Here is a 21848-nt window from a genome sequence, read left to right as displayed (position 1 = left end):
TGAAATGATAACAGCCATATCACAAAACCCCTGGCTGATGGTAATGGTCATCTTCGCAGTGAACATCGTCTATGTCAGCTTCCTTACGATGCGTACCATCTCTACGCTGAAGGGGTACCGCTATACAGCCGCTTCCTTCAGTATCCTCGAGACATTCGTCTATGTCATCGGCCTGGGTCTGGTCCTTGAGAATCTGGATCAGTTCCAGAATGTCGTGGCCTATGCACTCGGTTTCGGCGCGGGCATCTTGGTCGGCCTCAAAATAGAGGAGAAACTGGCGCTCGGATATCTCGTCGTCAATGTTATCACTGCTGAGAAAGACAAGGATCTTCCAACGAATATCAGAGATCTCGGTTACGGCGTCACCCACGGTTATCAGTACGGACGTGACGGTGAACGGACAACGCTCCAGATCCTTACACCAAGGAAATATGAGCATAAGCTGATCAACACAGTGAAAGAACTCGATGAGAAAGCATTCATCATCACACATGAACCTAAAAATATCACTGGCGGGTTCTGGACAAAAGGTGTCAAACGCAAGCGACTCAAGAACTATGAACCTGAAAACGTAGAAGAAGTACTGGAAGAGATTTCTGAAGCAAGGGAAATGGAAGAGGAAAAAAATGCCCAAAAAGAAAAAGTTTAAAGTGGCGGAGAATGAATCACTGGGTGAGTGTCTAGAACGCATGCGTGAAGAGGGCTATCAGCCTGTACGCCGCATGGAGCAGCCCGTCTTCATCGAAAAGAATGGAGAACGGGTTGTAGATCACCAAGAAATAGTATTCGAAGGCAAGAAAGTAGAAGATTAGACGGATAATCCAATTATCCGTCTTTTTTATCGAACATTTTCATTTTATTTCAAAAAAATGTTCGTTTTTTAATATGTTTTGTTATAATGTAGAAGAAATAATACTAAGGAGCGTGTATGCATGATTTCTCGTTATTCCCGGGAGGAAATGTCACAGATATGGACTGAAGAAAACCGATTCAAAGCCTGGTTGGAGGTTGAGATCCTCGCTTCTGAAGCATGGGCTGAGCTCGGATACATACCAATGGATGAAGTGAAGCAGATTCGTCCCAATGCTCGAATCGATGTAGACCGCATCAAGGAAATAGAAGCAGAGACGCGTCACGATGTTGTTGCTTTTACCCGTCAGGTGTCGGAGACGCTTGGTGATGAGAAAAAATGGGTACACTACGGGTTAACATCGACGGACGTAGTGGATACGGCGCAGAGTTACATGATCAAGCAGGCAAATGAGCTACTCGAGCAGGACCTTTTGGACTTCATTGAAGTGTTGGGTGACAAGGCACGTGAACATAAGACGACACTGATGATGGGACGGACACATGGGGTACATGCGGAACCGACGACTTTCGGCATCAAGATGGCACTTTGGTACATGGAGATGAAGCGGAATCTAGAGCGCTTCCAAAACGTCAGGAAAGAAATCGAAGTCGGCAAGATGAGTGGTGCTGTCGGCACATTTGCCAACATTCCGCCTGAAGTGGAAAGCTATGTGTGTGAGCATCTCGGACTGGGTACGGCGGAAGTATCCACGCAGACGCTACAGCGTGACCGTCATGCCTACTACATTGCGACACTCGGCTTAATCGCAACATCCATCGAGAAGTTTGCGGTGGAAGTACGTGGTCTGCAGAAGACCGAAACCCGCGAAGTCGAAGAGGCGTTTGGCAAGGGTCAGAAAGGGTCAAGTGCCATGCCGCATAAACGAAATCCAATCGGCAGTGAAAATGTCACAGGGCTCTCCCGTGTCATCCGCGGATATATTACGACGGCTTATGAAAATGTCCCCCTTTGGCACGAACGCGATATTTCGCACTCGTCTGCTGAGCGGATCATGCTGCCTGACGTGACGATTGCGCTTGACTACATGATGAGCCGCTTCACCAATATCATCAAGAATCTGACGGTATTTGAGAATAACATGAAGCAGAATATCGACAAGACATTCGGCCTGGTCTACTCACAGCGTGTGATGTTGACGCTGATCGACAAGGGTCTGGTGCGCGAGGAAGCATATGACCTCGTCCAGCCAAAGGCCATGGAATCCTGGGAAACGAAAGTTCCGTTCCGTGAACTTGTGGAGCAGGATGATCGTATACAGGAGCTGCTGACAGAAGCGGAAATTGATGATTGTTTCGATGAAACCCACCACCTTAAGCGTGTAGACATCATCTTCAAGAGAGCAGGTCTTGAATAGGGCCACCTTTAGACATTTGGTAGGGATATGGTAAACTATCATTACTGATTGTCAAAGGAGCGGTTCGATGTTCAAACATTTAAAATCAGGCACTGTCCTTGTAATATTTCTACTGGCAGGCTGTAATGTAGCCTCGAATGAAATGCAGGCGCTGAATGAAGATTTTGAGAAAGACTACCAGCAACTGCAGGTTGAAAATCTCGAAGCGCTTCCCAATATCGAAGTGATCGACGGCATCACTTATGTTGATGATATCCTTATCGTTAACAAAGAGATCTCTTTGCCTGAGGACTATAGCCCAGGATTACAGCCAGAAGTTATTGAGGCCTATCAGCAAATGTTTCAAGATGGTGCCGCCGAGGGACTCGATTTCGTTTTAGTCAGCGACTTTAGGACGTATGACTATCAAGCCCAGCTGTACCAAAACTATATCGCTAGAGATGGACAAGAAGCTGCGGACCAGTACAGCGCAAAGCCCGGTCACTCTGAGCACCAGACAGGGCTCGCAATTGATGTCGGCTCATCAGATAGCCTCACCAATTTAAAGTGGGAGTTCGGTGACACCCCGGAATTTCAGTGGATGAAGGATGTCGCTCATGAATACGGGTTCATCATTCGCTATCTGGAAGGGAAAGAAGACATTACAGGCTATATGTACGAACCTTGGCATTTGAGGTACGTTGGTGAGGAAGCACCGGCTATATATGAGAGTGGACTGACCTTGGAAGAATATTTGGGTATCGACTAGGAAGAATCGATCGGTTTCGGCCGGTCGGTTTTTTTGCATTTTTGCCACCTTCTGACGACATATTGTAAAACAGATGCAACGTAAAAATGCTATAATATCCTTATGAATTCTGATGGGAGTTTTATATATGCTTAAAGATTGCAAACATGTATTCAAGTTGGATCCGGCAAAGGAAATCAGTGATGCGGACCTGACCGCAGTCTGCGAATCGAAGACGGATGCCATCATTATCGGGGGGACCGATAATATCACTGAAGATAATGTCCTCAACTTGATGGCACGGGTACGGCGTTTCTCGGTTCCGGTGGCACTTGAAATCACATCTACAGAAGCGGTCGTGCCAGGATTCGACCACTACTTTATCCCCGCAGTGTTCAACACGGCGAATATAAAATGGCAGCACGGGTTGATGCTTGAAGCACTGGCGGAATACGGGCATCTACTCGATTATGACACCGTCTCCTTGCTGCCGTACATCATCATGAACCCCGAGTGCAAAGCATTCAGAAAAGCCGAAGGGAAAGTAGTTGAACCTGAAATGGTGCCACACTATATTGACATGATGGACAAGCTCTACCAGACACCGTACATATATATTGAGTACAGCGGAACATATGGTGATCCGGAAGTGATGCGGACAATACGCGAGCACACCTCACATTCTCATGTGATCTATGGTGGCGGCATTACTTCGAAAGAGGAAGCGCGCGAAATGGCGCAGTATGCGGATACCATCGTTGTAGGAAACATTATCTACGACAGTTCAAAAAAAGCATTGCGTACAATCATTAAATAAATTGGAGTTTTGATTATGGACCTGAGTTTGATGAATAAAGAGCAGAAGAAAGCCATACAGTCGACGGAAGGACCGCTTCTTATCATGGCGGGTGCCGGCAGTGGCAAAACCAGGGTGCTGACACACCGCGTGGCTTACTTGCTTGAAGATAGAGGGGTGCCCGCTAGAAATATACTGGCGATCACCTTTACTAATAAGGCAGCACGGGAAATGCGGGACCGTGTATCGGCGCTGATTACAGAAGGTACACAGGATATGTGGATTTCGACATTCCACTCCATGTGCGTGCGTATTTTAAGAAGCAATATCAACCACCTCGGATACGAGAACAGCTTCTCCATCCTCGACCCGACGGATCAGAAGTCGGTAGTGAAAGATATACTGAAGCGGCGTAACCTGGACCCGAAACAACATAATCCGAGAAACATCATCGGGTTCATCTCGGACAAGAAGAACCAGCTGATCCGACCGGAGCAGAGCATCGCTGAAGCGGCCGCCTATCCCGATACCCTCTATAGTGAGATGTACCACGATTATCAGCAGATTCTCTATCGCAATAGCGCGCTTGATTTCGATGATCTGATCATGCTGACGATTGAGCTATTCGACAAGGAGCCGAAAGTACTGGAATACTACCAGAACCGTTTCCAGTATATCCACGTCGATGAGTATCAGGATACCAATCATGCGCAGTACCGTCTGATCACGCAACTCGCTGAGAAATACCGTAATATATGTGTCGTCGGGGATTCCGATCAGTCCATCTACAAGTTCAGAGGGGCAGATATCTCGAATATCCTGAACTTCGAAGATGACTATCCAGAAGCGGTGGTCATCAAACTGGAACAGAATTACCGTTCAAGCAAGAATATTCTGGATGCAGCTAATGCGGTCATCGAAAATAATACAGAACGTAAACCGAAAGCGTTGCGGACCGAACGCGATGGCGGACCGAAGTTACAGAACATTGTAGCAGACTCGGAACGCGGGGAAGCAGAGGAAGTGGTCGGTAACATACTTGATCTGGCAGACAAGTACAGCCATAGCGAGATGGCAATCCTCTACAGGACCAATGCCCAGTCGAGGGCCATCGAGGATACTTTCGTCAAATCGAACATTCCCTATAAAATGGTTGGCGGTATCAAGTTCTATGACCGTAAGGAAATCAAGGATCTGATGAGTTATCTGAAGGTCATACTGAATCCGAACGATGATATCAGCTTCGAACGCATCATCAATACACCAAAACGCGGCATCGGACCGAAGACAGTCGATAAGCTGAAGGCCCATGGTCAAACAACAGGCATCAGCATTTTCGAAAGTATCAAGGAATCTGATTTCATCGGCATTCCAAAGACAGCGGTCGTCAAACTGATGGGACTTGTCGATTTGCTTGAGAAACTTGCGCAGAAATCCAAGTTCATTACGATTACGGAACTCGTGGATGAAGTTCTTGAAAGTACCGGGTATCTCGAAGTATTGGAAAGTGAAAAGACGATTGAAGCGAGAAGTCGGATTGAGAACCTCGAGGAATTTAAGACGGTCACCCGGGAGTTTGACCGTGATAATGAGATTTCAGATGAATTATTGTTTACTTTCTTAAGCGATATGGCACTCGTATCAGACCAGGATGGTATTGAAGACGATGGGGGCGTGACAATGATGACGATGCATGCCTCAAAAGGCCTCGAATTCAAAGTGGTCTTCGTCGTCGGCCTTGAGGAGGGCATCTTCCCTTCAAGAAGAGTCATCTATGATGATAAGGAACTGGAAGAGGAACGTCGACTGATGTATGTCGCACTGACACGTGCAGAAGACCATCTGTTCCTCTCTAGGGCAAACAGCCGGATGATTTTCGGTAAGACAGAGTCGAATATGCAGAGCAGGTTCCTTTCTGAAATTCCAGAGTCGCTAGTAGAAGGCGGTGGCGCGTTTGCGCAAGGTGATGCCAACACAGGCAGTGGTCTAAAGAAGCGGACACCAAAACGCAGCCGCATCGTCACCAATAACAGCGGCGTTAGTTTCGCAATCGGCGATAAGGTCGAGCACAAGAAGTTTGGTGAAGGCATCATTTCTGCAATCAAGGGAGAAGGGGACAGCCAGGAACTTGATATCATTTTCAATAAGGTCGGTATTAAACGGCTTCTGGCCAACTTTGCACCAATCGAAAAGAAGGAGTAGTCAACCAATGGAAGAGAAAATCAAATCACTGCAGGATCGGTTGAATCGGTACAACTATGAGTACCATGTACTGGATGCACCGACTATTCCGGATAGTGAGTATGATAAACTACTGCATGAGCTTATTGCTCTTGAAGAGCAGTATCCAGAATATCGGACAGATTCCTCACCGACCGTAAGAGTTGGTGGCGCTGTACTCAGCCGCTTTGAAAAAGTGGCACATGATACGCCGATGCTTAGTCTTGGCAATGCCTTCAACGAAGAAGATCTCCGGGCTTTTGATAAAAGAATTAGGGAGTCTGTTGGGGAAGTGGAGTACATGTGTGAACTGAAGATAGACGGTCTGGCTGTTTCTTTGAAGTATGAAGCAGGGCAGCTTGTACAAGGGGCAACACGCGGGGACGGCACAGTTGGAGAGAATATCACTTCCAACTTGAGGACGATTGGCGCGATTCCACTATCACTCGACCGCTCACTGTCATTTGAAGTCAGAGGAGAGGCATATATGCCGAAGTCGTCATTCGAAAAGCTCAATACCGAGCGAGAGAAGAATGGCGAAGCCCTTTTCCAAAATCCGAGGAACGCTGCAGCCGGGTCCTTACGCCAGCTCGATCCGAAGCTTGCAGCCAAAAGAAACTTGTCCATCTTCCTCTATAGCGTGAACGATCTGACTGAACTTGAGGCGGATACGCAAAGTGGCGCGCTTGATGAGCTCGACCAAGCGGGTTTTAAGACCAATAGGGAAAGAAAACTGGTCACAGATATCGAAGGTGTCCTCGAGTATATCGCATATTGGGAGAAGCACCGAAATGATCTTGAATACGATATCGATGGCATCGTCATCAAGGTGAACGCCTTCAATAGCCAAGAGGATCTCGGCTTCACTGCAAAATCTCCAAGGTGGGCAATTGCTTACAAATTCCCGGCCGAGGAAGTGGTGACGGATCTGCTCGACATCGAACTGACGGTTGGACGTACAGGTGCGATTACACCGACTGCGATTCTCGCACCTGTCAAAGTTGCAGGTACCACTGTCGCACGCGCATCGCTCCATAACCATGAACTGATCGAGGAGAAGGATATCCGCGTCAACGACAAGGTGATCATCCGTAAAGCCGGCGATATTATTCCGGAAGTCGTGCGACCCATCCTTGAGGAGCGGACCAGCCAGGAAGTGTACAAAGCACCGACAAATTGCCCGGGCTGTGGCCATGAAACAGTCAAGCTGGAGGATGAAGTCGCCATACGCTGCATCAACCCAGGGTGTCCGGCACAGCTTGTCGAAGGGATGATCCACTTCGTTTCCAGAGGGGCAATGAATATTGACGGGCTAGGTGAGAAAGTGGTGCGTCAGCTTTTCGATGCGGGCCTTATAAAGGATGTGGGCGATCTCTACGCGCTTACCCACGACGATCTCATTCCACTCGAGCGGATGGGCGAAAAGAAAGTCGAGAACCTGCTCTCAGCCATTGAAGCTTCGAAAAAAAATCCTTTAAGAAAACTCCTTTTCGGACTGGGTATGCGATTTGTCGGTACGAAAGCATCGGAACTGATTGCACTTGAGTTCGGATCGATGGATGAGATCATGCGGCAGCCACGTGAGAGGTTCATTGAAATTCCGGAAATTGGTGAAAAAATTGCAGCTTCAATCGTGACTTACACGGAACATCCCGATTTCATAAAGCTGGTTGAGAAACTGAAGTCATTCGACGTCAATATGACTGAAGCAATCAAGGAAGCGGCGAGTGGACAGTTTGACGGCATGGTGTTTGTGTTGACTGGGAAACTCACAGAACTCACGCGAGGAGAAGCCAAGGAGCAGATTGAAAATGCCGGTGGCAAGGTGACGGGCAGTGTGTCTAGCAAAACCGACGTCGTTGTGGCAGGGGAAGATGCTGGAAGCAAGCTTGAGAAAGCGGAATCCCTTGGCATAACGGTCTGGAATGAAAAAGAATTCATTTTGAATATGGGGCAGTAATCATGAATAAGTATATAATAACCTTTCTGTTTTTGGTGATCTCGCTTGTAGCATGCAGTCCTGAGCAGCCGCCACAGCAAGATGAGGTGACAAATGAAGGGGAAGTAAGCACGCTGCCCGCAGAAGAGCGGGAAGAGACAGCAACTGTAAATAGTGGCGGTGAATACTACCGCACTGTCATCCCTTACGAACTTTCTCCTTCAAGGGGGCTGACAAGCTCCAACATGGTCTCAAGCTATAATATTGAAGCATTCGAAAAGGGTCTATTCGACTTGAGCCGGGACTCCTTCAGTACTGAAGAATACGTGTTCAGAGAAGGACAGGTATTTACTCAGGAGATGATTCGCGGATATCTCGGTCGTGCTTATACGGTCGAAGAGGTCGAGGCGATGTCAGAAGAGGAGATGGCAAGTAACAATGCATTCAGCAACCTTGGGTTGAATCCATCGGTCGAAGGTGAAACCGATCCCGAGGAGATCGCGGTACAATCGCCACTCTATCTCTCGCACATTCTTGAGCAGAACTACATGGTTGAGAATGAGGGTACCTTCGAGTTTTCAGGAATGACCATCGGTCTCGCCATGAACAGTGAATACCAGTATCAAAAGGAGCAGTATGGATCGACATTTACTAGAGAACTTGATGTCGAGACAGTCAGACAGGAAGGCGAGCAGATGGCTCAGGAGATTCTTGAGCGCATACGTGCCAATGAAGACTACGAAGACATCACGATTCGGTTCGGCATCTTCATCCAGTCCACTGACACGGCCATCGTGCCAGGAAACTTCGTGTCCACTGCAGAAGTTGCACCGGGGGTGGATCAGATCGATCGCTTTGAACCTGTCAATGCTGCGTACGTGCTGATGCCTTCTTCTGAAGCTGGAGCAATCAGCGAAGAGGCGAATAACGAATACATCAGTTTCAACAGAAATCTTGAATCATATTTTGATAGTTTCACAACTTCCATTGGACAAGGATATTTTGTCGATGGCACACTTGAGCGACTCACAATAGAAATCCCGCTTGATTACAGCAGCAGGGGGGAAGTGATCGGGCTGACCCAATATGTTAGAGGTCTGGTCGGCGAGCAGTTCAGTGGTACAGAAGTGGAAGTGTCGATAAAGGATAAAAACAAAGCTTATGCGCTCATATCAAAGACGGACGATGATGATATCAGCGTGCATATTTACGAATAGCAGACAGAAAAAGTCCCCATCGATAAATATCGATGGGGACTTAATTATGTTATTTTTTATTCTTTAGAATGTTCGTCGTTTCATCGAATTCTGCTTCCATTTCTTTAGAAATGCCCTTACCTTGTGTCGCCTTACTCACAATGATTGCTGCAAGCGTCGAGACGATGATGCCAGGTATGATTTCGTAAAGTTCTGTACCGAAAGTATCTGCTGCAATCCAGATGATAACTGTTGCAGCACCAGCGATGATCGAAGCGACAGCACCAGAACGTGTAAGGCCTCTCCAATGGAGTGAGAGCACGATAAGCGGGCCGAATGCCGCACCGAAACCTGCCCACGCATTGGCGACAATATCCAAGATGACAGACTCCTCATCCCATGCGATGACGATTGCCACGATGGCGACAAGGACGACAGAGAGGCGACCGAGTAGCACGAAATGTCGATCGAGCGCTTCTTTCGACCTCTGCTCTTTGGCCAATGCTTTACGTCTGATGATCTTGTAGAAGTCCTGCACGAGCGAACTAGATGTAACGAGCAGTTGCGAAGAAATGGTACTCATAATCGCAGCAAGGATTGCCGCAAGGAAGAACCCACCGATTAACGGGTGAAAGAGTACCTGGCTCATGAGTATCAAGATCGTTTCCGGGTCCGATACGTCGTTGGCTGTCGCATCCGTGAACGCAATACCAAGCAGTCCGGTAATACATGCACCAACGAGGGCAATTGCCATCCATAGGATGCCGATGCGGCGTGCACTCGGAATAAGTTTATGTGATTTGATAGACATGAAGCGCACAACGATGTGCGGCTGTCCGAAGTATCCGAGCCCCCAAGCCAAGTTGCTAAGTATGGTAATGATCGAAACGCCACTGATGAAAGATAAGTAGTTGACGTCGGCCATGGAACCGAGCTCTTCAATTCTGACGAAAGGTTCAACACCTTGTCCTGTAAGGTTCAGCCATGCAACGATCGGGATTAGTACAATGGCGATGAACATGATTGTGCCTTGGAAAAAGTCCGTCAGGCTGACGGCAAGATAGCCCCCAAAGAACGTGTAGATGACGACAACGCCCGCAGTGACAAACAGTCCCCAGTGATAAGGCAGATCGAAGGCGCTCTGGAACAGTTTACCGCCGGATACCATTCCGCTGGCCGTGTATACCGCAAAAAATATTACGATCACAAGGCCTGAGACAATTTTAAGAATATGCTTATTATCTTTGAACCGGTTTTCAAAGAAATCCGGCAATGTTATTGAATCGTTGGACACTTCGGAATAGACTCTTAGTCTCGGTGCCACTACCCAGTAGTTTACGTATGCACCGATGGTCAGTCCGATGGCGATCCAAATGCTTGAAAGTCCAACGTTATACATGCTACCTGGCAGGCCCATGAGCATCCAGCCACTCATATCCGAGGCCCCAGCTGAGAGTGCTGTGACCCAAGGACCGATGTTACGGCCACCAAGCATATAACCACTCAAATCAGATGTGGATTGTTTGTAGGCATAAAAGCCGATGCCGATTAGTATGGCAAAGTAGAGTGCCATCATCAAGTACTCCTGCCATCCGGCTGTAAAAGTAAATTGTGCTGAATTCAGTACCATTTTATCTCCTCCCCCTAAACACAATACAAAACCTGTAGTACCAATGCAAATCGATCTCCTGTAATTATATGGTCCAAGACCCCCAACCTTCTTAAGTCTAGGTTGTCGGTGAGGTATAAAATTACACGGTTTAATTATACTATAGGCAACGTAATTTAAAAATAATTATTAGAAAATAAAGAAAATTATTTTACACTATTGGAGCCTTTTTACAGTATTGAAATGGCTGAGATAGATTTTTGGGGGAATGTCTGATAAAATTTATATGTTCTTTATTAGAAATGGAGGGAACAGGATGTCTGAGATCAATCTGGATACAGTAAAACACGTGGCCAATCTTGCACGTATAGAAATACAAGATGAAAAAGCGGCAGAAGCCTTCACAGAGGAACTGGCCAAAATTGTGGACTATGCCCATCTTCTTGATGAAGTGGACTTAAGCTCAACAACACCGATGTTCCATGCGGTGGATTTGAAAAATATTATGCGTGAAGACGACGCAGCAGCGCCTCTCTCCCAAGAAGATGCGCTCAGCAATGCCAAATCTGTGAAAGACGGCCAATTCAAAGTGCCGAAAATGCTATAAGGAGGGCTCGTGTGAACATTCATGAACTGACAGTGGAAGCACTGTATGACAAGATACAATCAAAGGAAATCAAACCTTCTGAAGTAGTGGGTGCGCTGTTCGATAGAATCGAAGCGTCTGATGAGACAATCGGTTCTTTTTTATTTTTGAATAAGGAAGAAGCGCTGAAGCAAGCACAGACCCTGGATCAGCTTCAAGAAGAAGATAAGATGGATGGCCCATTGTTCGGTATCCCGATGGGTATAAAAGACAATATCTGTACAAAAGATATACTGACAACATGCGCAAGCCGGATGCTTGAAGACTTCAAACCGGTCTATGATGCGACCGTCATGGAGAAGCTGAACGACTCAAACGCGATTCTGATGGGCAAACAGAATATGGATGAGTTCGCTATGGGTAGCTCGACTGAGAACTCCTACTTCAAAAATGTCCGCAATCCTTGGGATACTAACGCTGTACCTGGAGGCTCATCGGGTGGTTCAGCTGCAGCTGTAGCGGCTGGGTATGTCCCATTCTCCCTCGGTTCTGACACTGGTGGATCAGTGCGTCAGCCCGCCGCATTTTGTGGTGTGGTAGGAATGAAACCGACATACGGGCGTGTTTCCCGCTATGGTCTGGTTGCGTTCGCCTCCTCACTCGACCAAATTGGACCGATCACACGAAACGTCAGAGACAATGCGAAAATTTTGGAACTGATTTCAGGTACACATAACAAGGATGCAACGAGTGTACCGGATCTTGCTACTGATTTTCTTAAAAATATAGACAAAGATCTTACTGGTATGAAGATTGCGTTGCCGAAGGAATTTATTGGTGAGGGCATCAGCGAGGAAGTAGAAGCATCTGTGAAGAAAGCTGCTGAGACTTTCAGATCACTCGGTGCAACAGTGGAGGAAGTTTCCATTCCGCATACTAAGTATGTGGTTAGTGCTTACTATCTGATTGCTTCTAGTGAAGCAAGTTCCAACCTTGCACGCTTTGATGGCATTCGCTACGGCTATAAGGCTGAAGGTGCAGAAACACTTGAGGAACACTACAAGAAAACACGTGCCGAAGGCTTCGGGCCTGAAGTTAAACGTCGTATTTTGCTTGGTACGTTCGTGCTTAGTGCGGGACACTACGACCAGCACTACATCCGTGCGCAGAAGCTACGGGGCGTAATAGAGAAGGAAATGAAAGAACTGTTTAGCGAATATGATCTCATACTGGGGCCGACAGCCCCGACACCAGCGTTCAATATTGGAGAGAAGTCCGAGGATCAGCTGGAAATGTACAAGGACGATCTCCTGACCATTCCAGCAAACCTAACGGGGATGCCTGCTTTGTCCATTCCAAGTGGACTGAGCGCATCCGGACGTCCAATTGGTCTTCAGCTTATTGGTGATCACTTTGAGGAACAAAAGATATACAATGCGGCATTCAAATTTGAAGAGCAGTTCAATCTGCATGAAGAATTGAAACAGCTGAAACTGGAGGTGCGATAATGCATTTTGAAACCATCATCGGACTGGAAGTCCACGTTGAACTTAAAACAGATACGAAAATGTTTTCGGATGCACCTGCACACTTCGGTGCCGACCCGAATACGAATTTAAGCGTCGTCGATCTCGGTTATCCAGGCACGCTACCTGTACCGAACAAAGAGGCAGTCAACTTCGGTATGAAAGCAGCGATGGCCCTGAACATGGACATCGCAGACGTCACTAAATTCGACAGGAAAAACTACTTCTACCCCGATAACCCGAAAGCTTACCAAATTTCGCAATTTGATCAGCCCATCGGTGAAAATGGCTGGATAGAAATCGAAGTGGGTGGGGAGACGAAACGCATCGGTATCACACGTCTGCACCTAGAAGAAGACGCAGGAAAATCCACCCATAAGTCGGATCACTCACTGGTGGATCTCAACCGCCAGGGAACGCCGCTTGTCGAAATCGTTTCAGAGCCTGATATCAGAACACCAGAAGAGGCATATGCTTACCTTGAGAAGTTAAAAGCAATCATCCAGTATACTGGTGTTTCCGACTGTAAGATGGAAGAAGGGTCACTCAGATGTGATGCTAACATCTCCCTCCGTCCTTATGGCCAGATGCAGTTTGGTACGAAGGCAGAGCTCAAGAACCTCAACTCCTTCACATATGTCAAAAAAGGACTGGAATTCGAAGAAAAACGTCAGGAAAAGGTGCTAATGAAGGGCGGAGAAATCGCTCAGGAGACGCGCCGCTTTGACGAGAAAACTGGAGATACGATTTTGATGCGTGTTAAGGAAGGATCGGACGACTATAGATACTTCCCGGAACCAGACCTCGTAGAGATTCACATCGACCAGGCGTGGAAGGATAGAATCCGTGAGAGTATCCCGCTTTTACCGGATGCGCTAAAAGAGAAGTACATCAACGACTATGAACTCCCGGCCTATGATGCACACGTGCTGACACTAAAGAAGGAGACATCAGACTTCTTCAATGAAATGGTGGAAACACATCAGGCGGATGTCAAACAAGCGTCTAACTGGCTCATGGGTGGGGTGAACGAATACCTCAACAAACAGCAAGTTGAATTGAATGACACAAAACTTACGCCTGAAAATCTTTCTGAAATGATTGCCCTGATTGAAGATGGCACTATTTCAAGTAAACAGGCGAAGAAGGTCTTCACTAAGATTGTGGAGGACGGCGGTAGTGCCAGACAGGTCGTCAAGGACCTTGGCATGGAACAGATTTCCGATCCTGCTGTGCTTACTGAAATGGTGACAGAAGTGCTGGATGCCAATGCACAGTCCATTGAGGACTTTAAAAATGGTAAGGACCGCGCAATTGGTTTCCTAGTCGGTCAAATCATGAAGAAGTCAAAAGGACAGGCTAATCCGAAAATGGTCAACCAGATCTTACTTGAAGAGATCGGCAAAAGATGATTATAATGTCCATATAAAAACGCTTGGGTGATATTTCACCCAAGCGTTTTTATTCTATCATGAACGTGTATATGTTCTGGACAATCTCTATTTCAGATGCAGATGTCATTTCGTCCGTATCGTAGTCATAGGCGTCACCCTCCACGGACACGTTTTGATTATCTATGTAGTAGTAGTCGTTTGAAGTCAGATAATCATTTTCTTCTTCAAGCACATCAGCAAGGAAATCATCGTCATGGACATTCGGGTTACCGAGAATATACACGATTTTATCACTGTTATAAAGATTCATATAGGCGTTCATTAAGCGGTCTGCGTCACGTTCAGGCAGCACTTCCGCATTATAGTCGCTAATCTGTAATGCATCCAGTATGACTGCATCGCTGTTTGCGTTGACGGAAATCGTCTCAAGTCCGGGTGTTGTAGATTCTAAATCTACCCGATTGAAGGTGATCTGATCAGAGTCGAACCGTTCCGATAAAGCACTAATGAAGCTATCACTATAGTACGAAGGGATAACCACATCGATAATCAACGGTTCGTCATCATCGATGGCTGCAGTATAGGCTGTATCCAGTGCTTCCTGATTAAACGAAAGGACTTCCTCCATTTCCGGTTCTGCTGGTTCAGTAGTTGATTCTTCCGTTGTCTCCTCAGTTTCCTCTGGGGTATTGGATTCAGACGGAATGTTCGATTCTGCTGTTTCGCTGGATACAGATCCAGTATCTTCTGTACTTTTATTCATACCGAAATTTACGTAAACTCCGGCGGCAAAGGCCACGATAAGCAGAATGATAAGTATTTTCTTCATGATGCCCTCCTTTAATGTATCACACATACAATTCGTCAAATATGTTATAATGTTGAAAATAAATTTTTTTCAATCTAATTATACACAAAAATTTTAATGAATGACATAACTAGGATGATTAATGATGAACAAGGAGACAAATTACCAAAAGGCATTGCATTGTTATATCCAAGCTTCACTGAACATTTTGAACCACTTCAGAAGCAGTGTAAAGGAAATCCATCACATAGGATCTACAAGTATCGAGCACATGGATTTGCCCGGAGAAGTCGATGTATTGTTGCTGGTGAAGGATGAAGGTGACCTTAGCAAACTGGCGGATCATGTAAGGGGTGTCGGTTATGACGAGGTCGAAGATTTTTCTACCGGTTACATCGAGGAAGTCGTATTGCGTCATCGGTACGATGGATATGACGTGAATTTCATCATGATGCATCACAAATCAAAGCGGAAGGATGAAATTCTTTACTGCAGGAACCGTTTACAAGGGAGCGAGAAATATCTCGAACGGTTCAGGCAACTAAAGGCTGCTTATCAGAATGAGCATATCAATGGGGATGAATACCAAGTTAAAAAATCCGACCTATTCTCTTCTGTGATGAATATGCAGGGAGACGCAGATGTTGTATAGAACCCTCTTCATCCTCAACTGTATTCTAATCGGACTGATGATTTTCATTTCGACGACAAGCAGCATAACATTGCTTCGTATCTTACAGATTATCGTATTTGTACTGAGCGTCTATCTTTTCTATTCATACACTAAACAGAAAAATAGGAGAAGAAAATGAAAACTGCGAGAATTATATATAATCCGACGTCGGGCAGAGAAGTATTCAAAGAATCGCTCGCAGAAGTGCTAGAGCGGTTCGAGGTTAATGGCTATATTACGAGTACTCATGCAACAACGAAAGTAGGGGATGCAAGGGTTGCCGCTGAGAAAGCGTGTGAGGTCGGGTTTGACCTGATTGTGGCTGCCGGAGGGGACGGTACTGTCAATGAGGTCGTCAATGGTATGGCCATCTTTGATAGACGGCCTTCACTTGGGGTCATCCCAATAGGCACTGTCAATGACTTCGCGAAGGCGTTGCAGCTACCGACTGACATACTGGAAGCAACTGAAACCATCCTCCACGGTATGGCGACTCACATTGATATCGGACTGATGAACAGCAAGTATTTCATCAATATTGCTGGGGGTGGCAAGATTACAGAAGTATCTTATGAAGCGCCGAGCAAGCTGAAATCAATCATCGGTCCTTTGGCATACTATGTCAAAGGTATTGAAATGCTGCCGAAAATCAGGAGTACGGACGTAAGGATTGAATATGATAACAACGTCTTTGAAGGCAAAGTCATGCTTTTCCTTCTTGGTCTGACAAATTCCATCGGCGGATTTGACAAGCTGGTGCCGGACGCCAAGTTGAACGATGGGAAGTTCTCACTCATTATAGTCGAAGAAGCGAGCATTGCTGAAATCGGCCATCTGATGACACTGGCCACAAGAGGTGAGCACCTGAAACATCCAAAAGTTCATTTCTTCAAGGCGGAGGAAGTGAATATTTCTTCATTCGAAGAAGTACAACTCAACTTGGATGGGGAATTTGGTGGAGTGCTCCCGGCGCGATTTACAAATTTAAGACAACATCTGGAAATACGCGTACCAGAGACTTTTTACAATCAGCATGTAGCGACCATCGAAGAAGAAATATGATTTCTTTTTATATTCAAGGGTCGAAGAAGATGGATTTAAAGAAATAAGAGTGGGTATAAGTGAAGATCCGTATACATGCTTTACGGAACGAACGGCATATTTCGTGGAAAGAGGGACAGTTGTATGTTTGGTATTCCCGATCTTATATCGCTAATCATTTCTGCATTCATCATACTTCCTATTGTTATCATTCTAAGAGAAGTCGGATATATGATTGCAGGTATAATCTTTGGCGCAAAGAATAGTAGACTTACGCTCGGCTCGGGCCCCAGGCTCTTTAAGTTCGGGATGATCGACATCCGTAAGCACTATCATCTATACAGTTGGTTCTCGTATGATGAACTAAAAAACGATAACCGTTTTGCCTATATCATGATTTACGCCAGCCCAATCCTCATCAATGTGATATCTGGATTGACAATTAATGCCCTGCTCGCAAATGATTTCATGACCGAGCAAGCAACCTTCTGGAATCGATTCATCTTCTATACTTTCTATTATGTTCTATTCGATGTCGTGCCGATGAAGACGGTCAACGGCATGCCGAACAATGGTATGTTGATCTATGAAATGATCAGATATGGCAAACGTACGGATCACAATAAGGAGCCATTCATACCTGGTACGACAGAAGTGGAAAAAGAATATCAGGAAGAGATGAAGCAAATAGAAGACGAAGTGGAAGAAGAGAAGGAGCGTAGAAAAGAAGAAGAACAAAAGAAAGAACGAGCGAAAGAAAAGAAAGAGGCGGCAAAAGAAGAGAAGGAAGAAGCGAAGGAAGAAAAACAAGAAGCAGAAGAAGAAAAAGAAGAGGAAAAACAAAAGCGCAAACAAGAAGAAAAGAAAAACTGAGTGGCACAGCCACTCAGTTTTCTATTTGTAATATTCTATTCGTCATACTCAGGATTTTTATGAGAAGGGTAGAGGCTCAATCCACCATCGGCGACAATCGTCTGTCCAGTAATGTAGACAGATTCTTCGGAAGCCATGAATGCTGCGATACTTGAGATGTGCTCAGGTTCGCCGACATAACCCATAGGAACAAAATCATCTGCACCCGATTTTTCTTCCGGTGTAGAGAAGAAATCCTCGTTGATTGGTGTGTTGATGCTACCTGGTGCGATGTTGTTGATACGAATGCCGAGTCTTGAGTATTCGAGTGCCATTGACTGAGTGAGAAGTTTTACGCCGCCTTTACTTGCTGTATAGTGTGCGTAGTGCGGCCATGGTATGATTTCATGTACACTTGAGATATTGATAATGCTGCCTTTCTTGTCCGTATCCATATAGTGCTTTACAGCTTCTCGTGCACCAATGAATGTCCCACGCAGGTTCGTATCGATGACCTTGTCGAACTCATCTACAGATAGTTCATGACTACGTACATCATTTTGAATACCCGCATTATTGACCATGACGTCGAAGCCGCCGAATTGATCGATCGTCTGCTTAACGAGATCAATGATCTCCTGCTCTTCTGTTACATCACATTTCATCGTGACAACCGATGCATCGTCTTCATTCAGCTGCTCAACAATTTTGTTGGCGTCTTCGTCGCCACTATGGTATGTGAATACAACATTCATACCTTCCTTGTGGAACCTTTCGACGATTGCTTTACCGATACCACTTGATCCACCTGTAACTATTGCTGTTTTACCTTTTAATTCAGAGTACATATATTCACCACTTTCAATTGGATTCTTAGTTTGTATACCCTGAATATTTCAATTCAAGCCTAAAGAATATGCAATTTTGATATAATGAAAATAACTAAATGATCAGAGGTGTATTATGAAATTGACGATTTTCGCAACAACGGATGTTCACGGTGCAATCTATCCTTACGATTATTTCAATGCTTCTGAAAAGTCGACAAGCCTGCTTCATATGCAGTCCTATATCGAAGAATACAAGGCAGCCCACCCAGATGAGCTTGTACTGACTGTAGACAATGGCGATATGCTCCAGGGTGATGTATGGAGTGACTATGACTACAGGCACCAGGATGTGCCGCTGTTTGTGCCGCATGTCATGAATGGTATTTTCGATGTCATCGGTATCGGCAATCATGAATTCAACTTTGGATTGGACTATCTGCATAAGGTTTACAGCCAGCTGGACGGTGAAATCGTCAACTCCAACGTGGATTTTGTGGACCACCCGCTTAAAAGCGAAGTTAAACCGTATACTATCCTGGAAAAGGAGACGCCACAAGGTATTATCAAGATTGGCTTTCTCAGTGTGGTACCCACTCAGATACTAAAATGGGATGCAGCACACCTTGAAGGAAAAGTAATGGTCCACGACATGCGGGCGACGGTCGAAAGAGTAGCCCGGGAGATGAAAGCAGCAGGTGCGGATGTTACGATACTCCTCTCTCATTCGGGTATGAGCAAGAACCCCGACCATATCCAGAGCTATGGAGAGAATCAGACATTGCTCATGACTATGATCAGAGACATTGACGGCATCGTATTCGGCCATACACACGAATTCTTTCCGGATGCTGCTTTTGAAATGGAGATAGATAACATCAATTTCATGAAGGGATTGGTGAACGGCAAGCCGATGGTTCAGCCAGGCGTTTCCGCAAGCCACCTTGGACAGCTGACTTTTGAAATGGAATACGATGGTTCTTGGCATATTGCGGACGCTGCGGCACAACTCATCAAATCTGATAGTATACAAATCGATGAATCGTTAGAAACCAAATATGCAGGCCTTCACGAGCAGGTGAAAAAGTATTTATCCCATCCTATCGGTCGTATAGATGAATCGTGGTACACTTATTTCTCGAGAGTGCTGCCTTCAAAAGCCATCCAGGTAACATCAGAAGCGGGAAAGGCCTATGCGCGAGACTTGATGGAAAGAGGAAAAATTGAATCGTTGCCCATCATTGCATTTAATGCCGTCATCCGTGCCGGTCGAGATGGTCCCAACGACTATACGGTCATCGAAGCAGGGGACCTCACTTTATCTGCAGCCATTGATCTTTATAAGCATACAAATACAATGACCATCATAAAACTGGATGGTAGAACCTTGAAGGAGTGGCTCGAGTGGAGTGCTTCGCAGTTCAACCAGATTACTCCTGAGGTGGACGAACTTCTGGAACCGAACAGATCGAAGGATGGTTTCCCGAGTTACAATTTCGATACCTTCTTTGAACTCGATTATACTTTCGACATCACACAACCACCCAGATACAGCTTCAACGCTAAACAGATCAGTGATTCAGAACGTGTTGTTGAAATGAAGTATGCAGGCAAAACGGTACAGCCGGATGATATGTTCATTGTCCCGGCAAACAACTATCGGGTCTCCTATACGCCATTTTTGCGAGATGTGGAAGTGGTCCATGAATCCTACCGTCATGTCCGTGACATTGTCGTTGAGTACATGATGACGGAGCCTGAATTCGAGCACAGAAATCCGATGACCATTATTCCTGCAAGGAAGTATCGGATGATGTCTGCAACGAAAGCCAAGCACTTTATAGAAAACGACAGCAGAATCCAGTACATCGAACCGATTGATGACAACTTCAGCTGGTACGAGATTGATTTAAGCAAGGAGGAAGAGTATGGCTCAAATAGCCAAGAATGATTTTTATACCGGAAAAGTAGAGGACTATACACATGAAGGTATGGGTGTAGTGAAAATAGATAATTATCCGATCTTCATCGGCAATGTACTAAAAGGGGAAGAGATCGAATTTAAAGTCATCAAGACCAACCAGAAGTTCGGATTCGGCAAAAGTCTGAAAGTACTTGAACCATCCGAACATCGTATAGAGCCACCATGTCCATACTACTATGCATGCGGGGGATGCCAAATCCAGCCACTTAGCTATCACGAACAGCAGGCTTTCAAGAAAAAAGCCGTCGACAACAGCATGAACCGGATGGGCAGACTGGACAGTGAAACACAAGAAGTCATGGCGATGGACAATCCATTCAACTACCGCAACAAATCCCAGATTCCTGTCCAGTTCAAAAACGGCCAAGTGGAAATGGGCTTCTATCAGCCGAGAAGTCACGATATCGTCGATATCGAATTCTGCCTGATTCAAAAGGAGATCCACAACCAGCTGATGGCCTTCATAAAAGAACAGTTCAATAAGGCGCAGATATCCGTATACGACGAAGCCATGCACCACGGGCTAGTCAGGCATGTCATTATCCGATCAAACAACGATGATAGCGAAGTCCAAGTAGCATTTGTCACCAACGGCAAGAAAAACATCTTCAAAAATATCATCGAAGAAATAATTCAAGCTTTCCCAATGGTTACAAGTGTCGTTCAGAACATCAATGACAAGAAGACGAATGTCATCTTTGGTGATGAAACCATTACGCTTTATGGTAACGACTACATCACAGACACACTGCTCGGTAAGCAGTTTCACATCAAAGCGAAATCATTCTATCAGGTCAATCATGCCCAGACAGAAAAGCTCTATCAAAAAGCAATCGATCTTGCCGATCTTAAAGGCGATGAGACCATCATTGATACCTACTGTGGCATTGGCACAATTGGACTGTGTGCTTCCGATAAGGCTAAAAAGATTATCGGCATCGAAGTTGTACGTTCTGCAGTTGAGGATGCAAAGCAAAATGCAAAACTCAATGGCGTTAACAATGCAGAATATCATCTCGGTAAATCCGAGCAAGTCATGAAAAAGCTTGTAAAACAAGGTGTCACCCCTGATGTTGTTTTCGTCGATCCGCCAAGGAAAGGATGTCATCCGGAGTTTTTGGAGTCGCTTGTTGAAGTGGCTCCTGAAAAAATCGTCTACGTATCCTGCAATCCAAGTACCCTGCAGCGTGATTTGAAATACTTAAAGGCACAAGGCTATGACATTAGCCCGGTTACACCGGTCGACATGTTTCCGCAAACGAACCATATCGAGAGCTTGGTGATGTTGCAAAGAGCGATCGATTAATATCGGAAAAGGCTTTTAATATGTCCAATGCTTATCGTGCACATCGGGTATTCATATAAGTAAAACAAGGTGGGCCGCTCATTTAAATGAGCGGCCCACCTTGTTTTGATGATGCGGTGAAAAGTTTAGTGTAGAG

General features: G+C 45.7%; 20 protein-coding genes. 17 read left to right on the top strand and 3 right to left on the bottom strand.

Going from position 1 to position 21848, the window contains the following annotated elements; all coding sequences use genetic code 11:
• Positions 1 to 4 precede the first annotated feature (4 nt).
• The 8 genes from ACFOJ8_RS04785 to ACFOJ8_RS04750 all read left to right on the top strand — a co-directional run bounded on the left by ACFOJ8_RS04785 (position 5) and on the right by ACFOJ8_RS04750 (position 9127).
• Positions 5 to 649, top strand: a complete 645-nt coding sequence (locus ACFOJ8_RS04785; protein ID WP_380652742.1) for a DUF2179 domain-containing protein — start codon at positions 5 to 7, stop codon at positions 647 to 649.
• The gene (locus tag ACFOJ8_RS04780; RefSeq protein ID WP_380652745.1) at positions 627 to 812 is read left to right on the top strand and encodes an NETI motif-containing protein; all 186 of its coding nucleotides are present in this window, start codon (positions 627 to 629) and stop codon (positions 810 to 812) included. The genes ACFOJ8_RS04785 and ACFOJ8_RS04780 overlap by 23 nt, the downstream gene beginning before the upstream one ends.
• A 120-nt stretch (positions 813 to 932) precedes the next feature.
• The gene (purB, locus tag ACFOJ8_RS04775; RefSeq protein ID WP_380652747.1) at positions 933 to 2228 is read left to right on the top strand and encodes an adenylosuccinate lyase; all 1296 of its coding nucleotides are present in this window, start codon (positions 933 to 935) and stop codon (positions 2226 to 2228) included.
• Positions 2229 to 2295: 67 nt separating this feature from the next.
• Positions 2296 to 2976: a M15 family metallopeptidase gene (locus ACFOJ8_RS04770; RefSeq protein WP_380652750.1), complete on the top strand. Its 681-nt coding sequence runs from the start codon at positions 2296 to 2298 to the stop codon at positions 2974 to 2976.
• A 127-nt stretch (positions 2977 to 3103) separates the two neighbouring features.
• A complete protein-coding gene (locus ACFOJ8_RS04765; protein ID WP_380652753.1) occupies positions 3104 to 3772 on the top strand; it encodes a heptaprenylglyceryl phosphate synthase in 669 nt (222 codons plus the stop codon).
• 15 nt (positions 3773 to 3787) lie between these two features.
• A complete protein-coding gene (gene pcrA / locus ACFOJ8_RS04760) occupies positions 3788 to 5953 on the top strand; it encodes a DNA helicase PcrA (RefSeq protein ID WP_380652756.1) in 2166 nt (721 codons plus the stop codon).
• A 7-nt stretch (positions 5954 to 5960) separates the two neighbouring features.
• Complete coding sequence (ligA, locus tag ACFOJ8_RS04755) at positions 5961 to 7931, top strand: NAD-dependent DNA ligase LigA (RefSeq protein ID WP_380652758.1); 1971 nt, start codon at positions 5961 to 5963, stop codon at positions 7929 to 7931.
• Between the two features lie 2 nt (positions 7932 to 7933).
• The gene (locus ACFOJ8_RS04750) at positions 7934 to 9127 is read left to right on the top strand and encodes a CamS family sex pheromone protein (protein WP_380652761.1); all 1194 of its coding nucleotides are present in this window, start codon (positions 7934 to 7936) and stop codon (positions 9125 to 9127) included.
• A 49-nt stretch (positions 9128 to 9176) separates the two neighbouring features.
• On the opposite strand, the gene putP is transcribed toward ACFOJ8_RS04750, so the two are convergent.
• Positions 9177 to 10736, bottom strand: a complete 1560-nt coding sequence (gene putP, locus ACFOJ8_RS04745; RefSeq protein ID WP_380652764.1) for a sodium/proline symporter PutP — start codon at positions 10734 to 10736, stop codon at positions 9177 to 9179.
• Positions 10737 to 11031: 295 nt separating this feature from the next.
• Between putP and gatC the strand changes: the two genes are divergently transcribed.
• Genes gatC through gatB form a run of 3 tightly spaced genes read left to right on the top strand, consistent with a single transcriptional unit; the run spans position 11032 to position 14239 of the window.
• Complete coding sequence (gene gatC, locus ACFOJ8_RS04740; RefSeq protein ID WP_380652767.1) at positions 11032 to 11322, top strand: Asp-tRNA(Asn)/Glu-tRNA(Gln) amidotransferase subunit GatC; 291 nt, start codon at positions 11032 to 11034, stop codon at positions 11320 to 11322.
• Between the two features lie 11 nt (positions 11323 to 11333).
• On the top strand, positions 11334 to 12809 hold the full coding sequence (gene gatA, locus ACFOJ8_RS04735; protein ID WP_380652770.1) for an Asp-tRNA(Asn)/Glu-tRNA(Gln) amidotransferase subunit GatA: 1476 nt from the start codon (positions 11334 to 11336) through the stop codon (positions 12807 to 12809).
• Positions 12809 to 14239, top strand: coding sequence for an Asp-tRNA(Asn)/Glu-tRNA(Gln) amidotransferase subunit GatB (gatB, locus tag ACFOJ8_RS04730; protein ID WP_380652773.1), 1431 nt, complete (start codon positions 12809 to 12811; stop codon positions 14237 to 14239). The genes gatA and gatB overlap by 1 nt, the downstream gene beginning before the upstream one ends.
• Before the next feature lie 49 nt (positions 14240 to 14288).
• On the opposite strand, the gene ACFOJ8_RS04725 is transcribed toward gatB, so the two are convergent.
• Positions 14289 to 15050: a hypothetical protein gene (locus ACFOJ8_RS04725; RefSeq protein ID WP_380652776.1), complete on the bottom strand. Its 762-nt coding sequence runs from the start codon at positions 15048 to 15050 to the stop codon at positions 14289 to 14291.
• Between the two features lie 124 nt (positions 15051 to 15174).
• Between ACFOJ8_RS04725 and ACFOJ8_RS04720 the strand changes: the two genes are divergently transcribed.
• From ACFOJ8_RS04720 to ACFOJ8_RS04705, 4 genes are all read left to right on the top strand, one after another.
• Complete coding sequence (locus ACFOJ8_RS04720) at positions 15175 to 15681, top strand: GrpB family protein (protein ID WP_380652779.1); 507 nt, start codon at positions 15175 to 15177, stop codon at positions 15679 to 15681.
• Positions 15671 to 15841 carry a hypothetical protein gene (locus ACFOJ8_RS04715; RefSeq protein WP_380652782.1) on the top strand — a complete coding sequence of 57 codons (171 nt, stop codon included), beginning with the start codon at positions 15671 to 15673 and terminating at the stop codon, positions 15839 to 15841. Before ACFOJ8_RS04720 ends, ACFOJ8_RS04715 begins: the two co-directional genes overlap by 11 nt.
• Positions 15838 to 16764, top strand: coding sequence for a diacylglycerol kinase (locus ACFOJ8_RS04710; RefSeq protein WP_380652785.1), 927 nt, complete (start codon positions 15838 to 15840; stop codon positions 16762 to 16764). The genes ACFOJ8_RS04715 and ACFOJ8_RS04710 overlap by 4 nt, the downstream gene beginning before the upstream one ends.
• Before the next feature lie 123 nt (positions 16765 to 16887).
• The gene (locus ACFOJ8_RS04705) at positions 16888 to 17616 is read left to right on the top strand and encodes a hypothetical protein (protein WP_380652787.1); all 729 of its coding nucleotides are present in this window, start codon (positions 16888 to 16890) and stop codon (positions 17614 to 17616) included.
• 35 nt (positions 17617 to 17651) lie between these two features.
• Here ACFOJ8_RS04705 and ACFOJ8_RS04700 read toward each other — a convergent pair whose 3' ends face one another.
• Complete coding sequence (locus tag ACFOJ8_RS04700; protein WP_380652790.1) at positions 17652 to 18443, bottom strand: glucose 1-dehydrogenase; 792 nt, start codon at positions 18441 to 18443, stop codon at positions 17652 to 17654.
• Between the two features lie 115 nt (positions 18444 to 18558).
• On the opposite strand from ACFOJ8_RS04700, the gene ACFOJ8_RS04695 reads away from it, so the two are divergent.
• A complete protein-coding gene (locus ACFOJ8_RS04695; RefSeq protein ID WP_380652793.1) occupies positions 18559 to 20373 on the top strand; it encodes a 5'-nucleotidase C-terminal domain-containing protein in 1815 nt (604 codons plus the stop codon).
• Positions 20351 to 21712, top strand: a complete 1362-nt coding sequence (gene rlmD / locus ACFOJ8_RS04690) for a 23S rRNA (uracil(1939)-C(5))-methyltransferase RlmD (protein WP_380652796.1) — start codon at positions 20351 to 20353, stop codon at positions 21710 to 21712. The genes ACFOJ8_RS04695 and rlmD overlap by 23 nt, the downstream gene beginning before the upstream one ends.
• Positions 21713 to 21848: the final 136 nt, after the last annotated feature.

The organism is Salinicoccus sesuvii (assembly GCF_042648145.1).
In the GTDB taxonomy this organism is placed as follows: Bacteria; Bacillota; Bacilli; order Staphylococcales; family Salinicoccaceae; genus Salinicoccus; species Salinicoccus sesuvii.
This window is presented reverse-complemented; position numbering and strand designations above follow the sequence as displayed.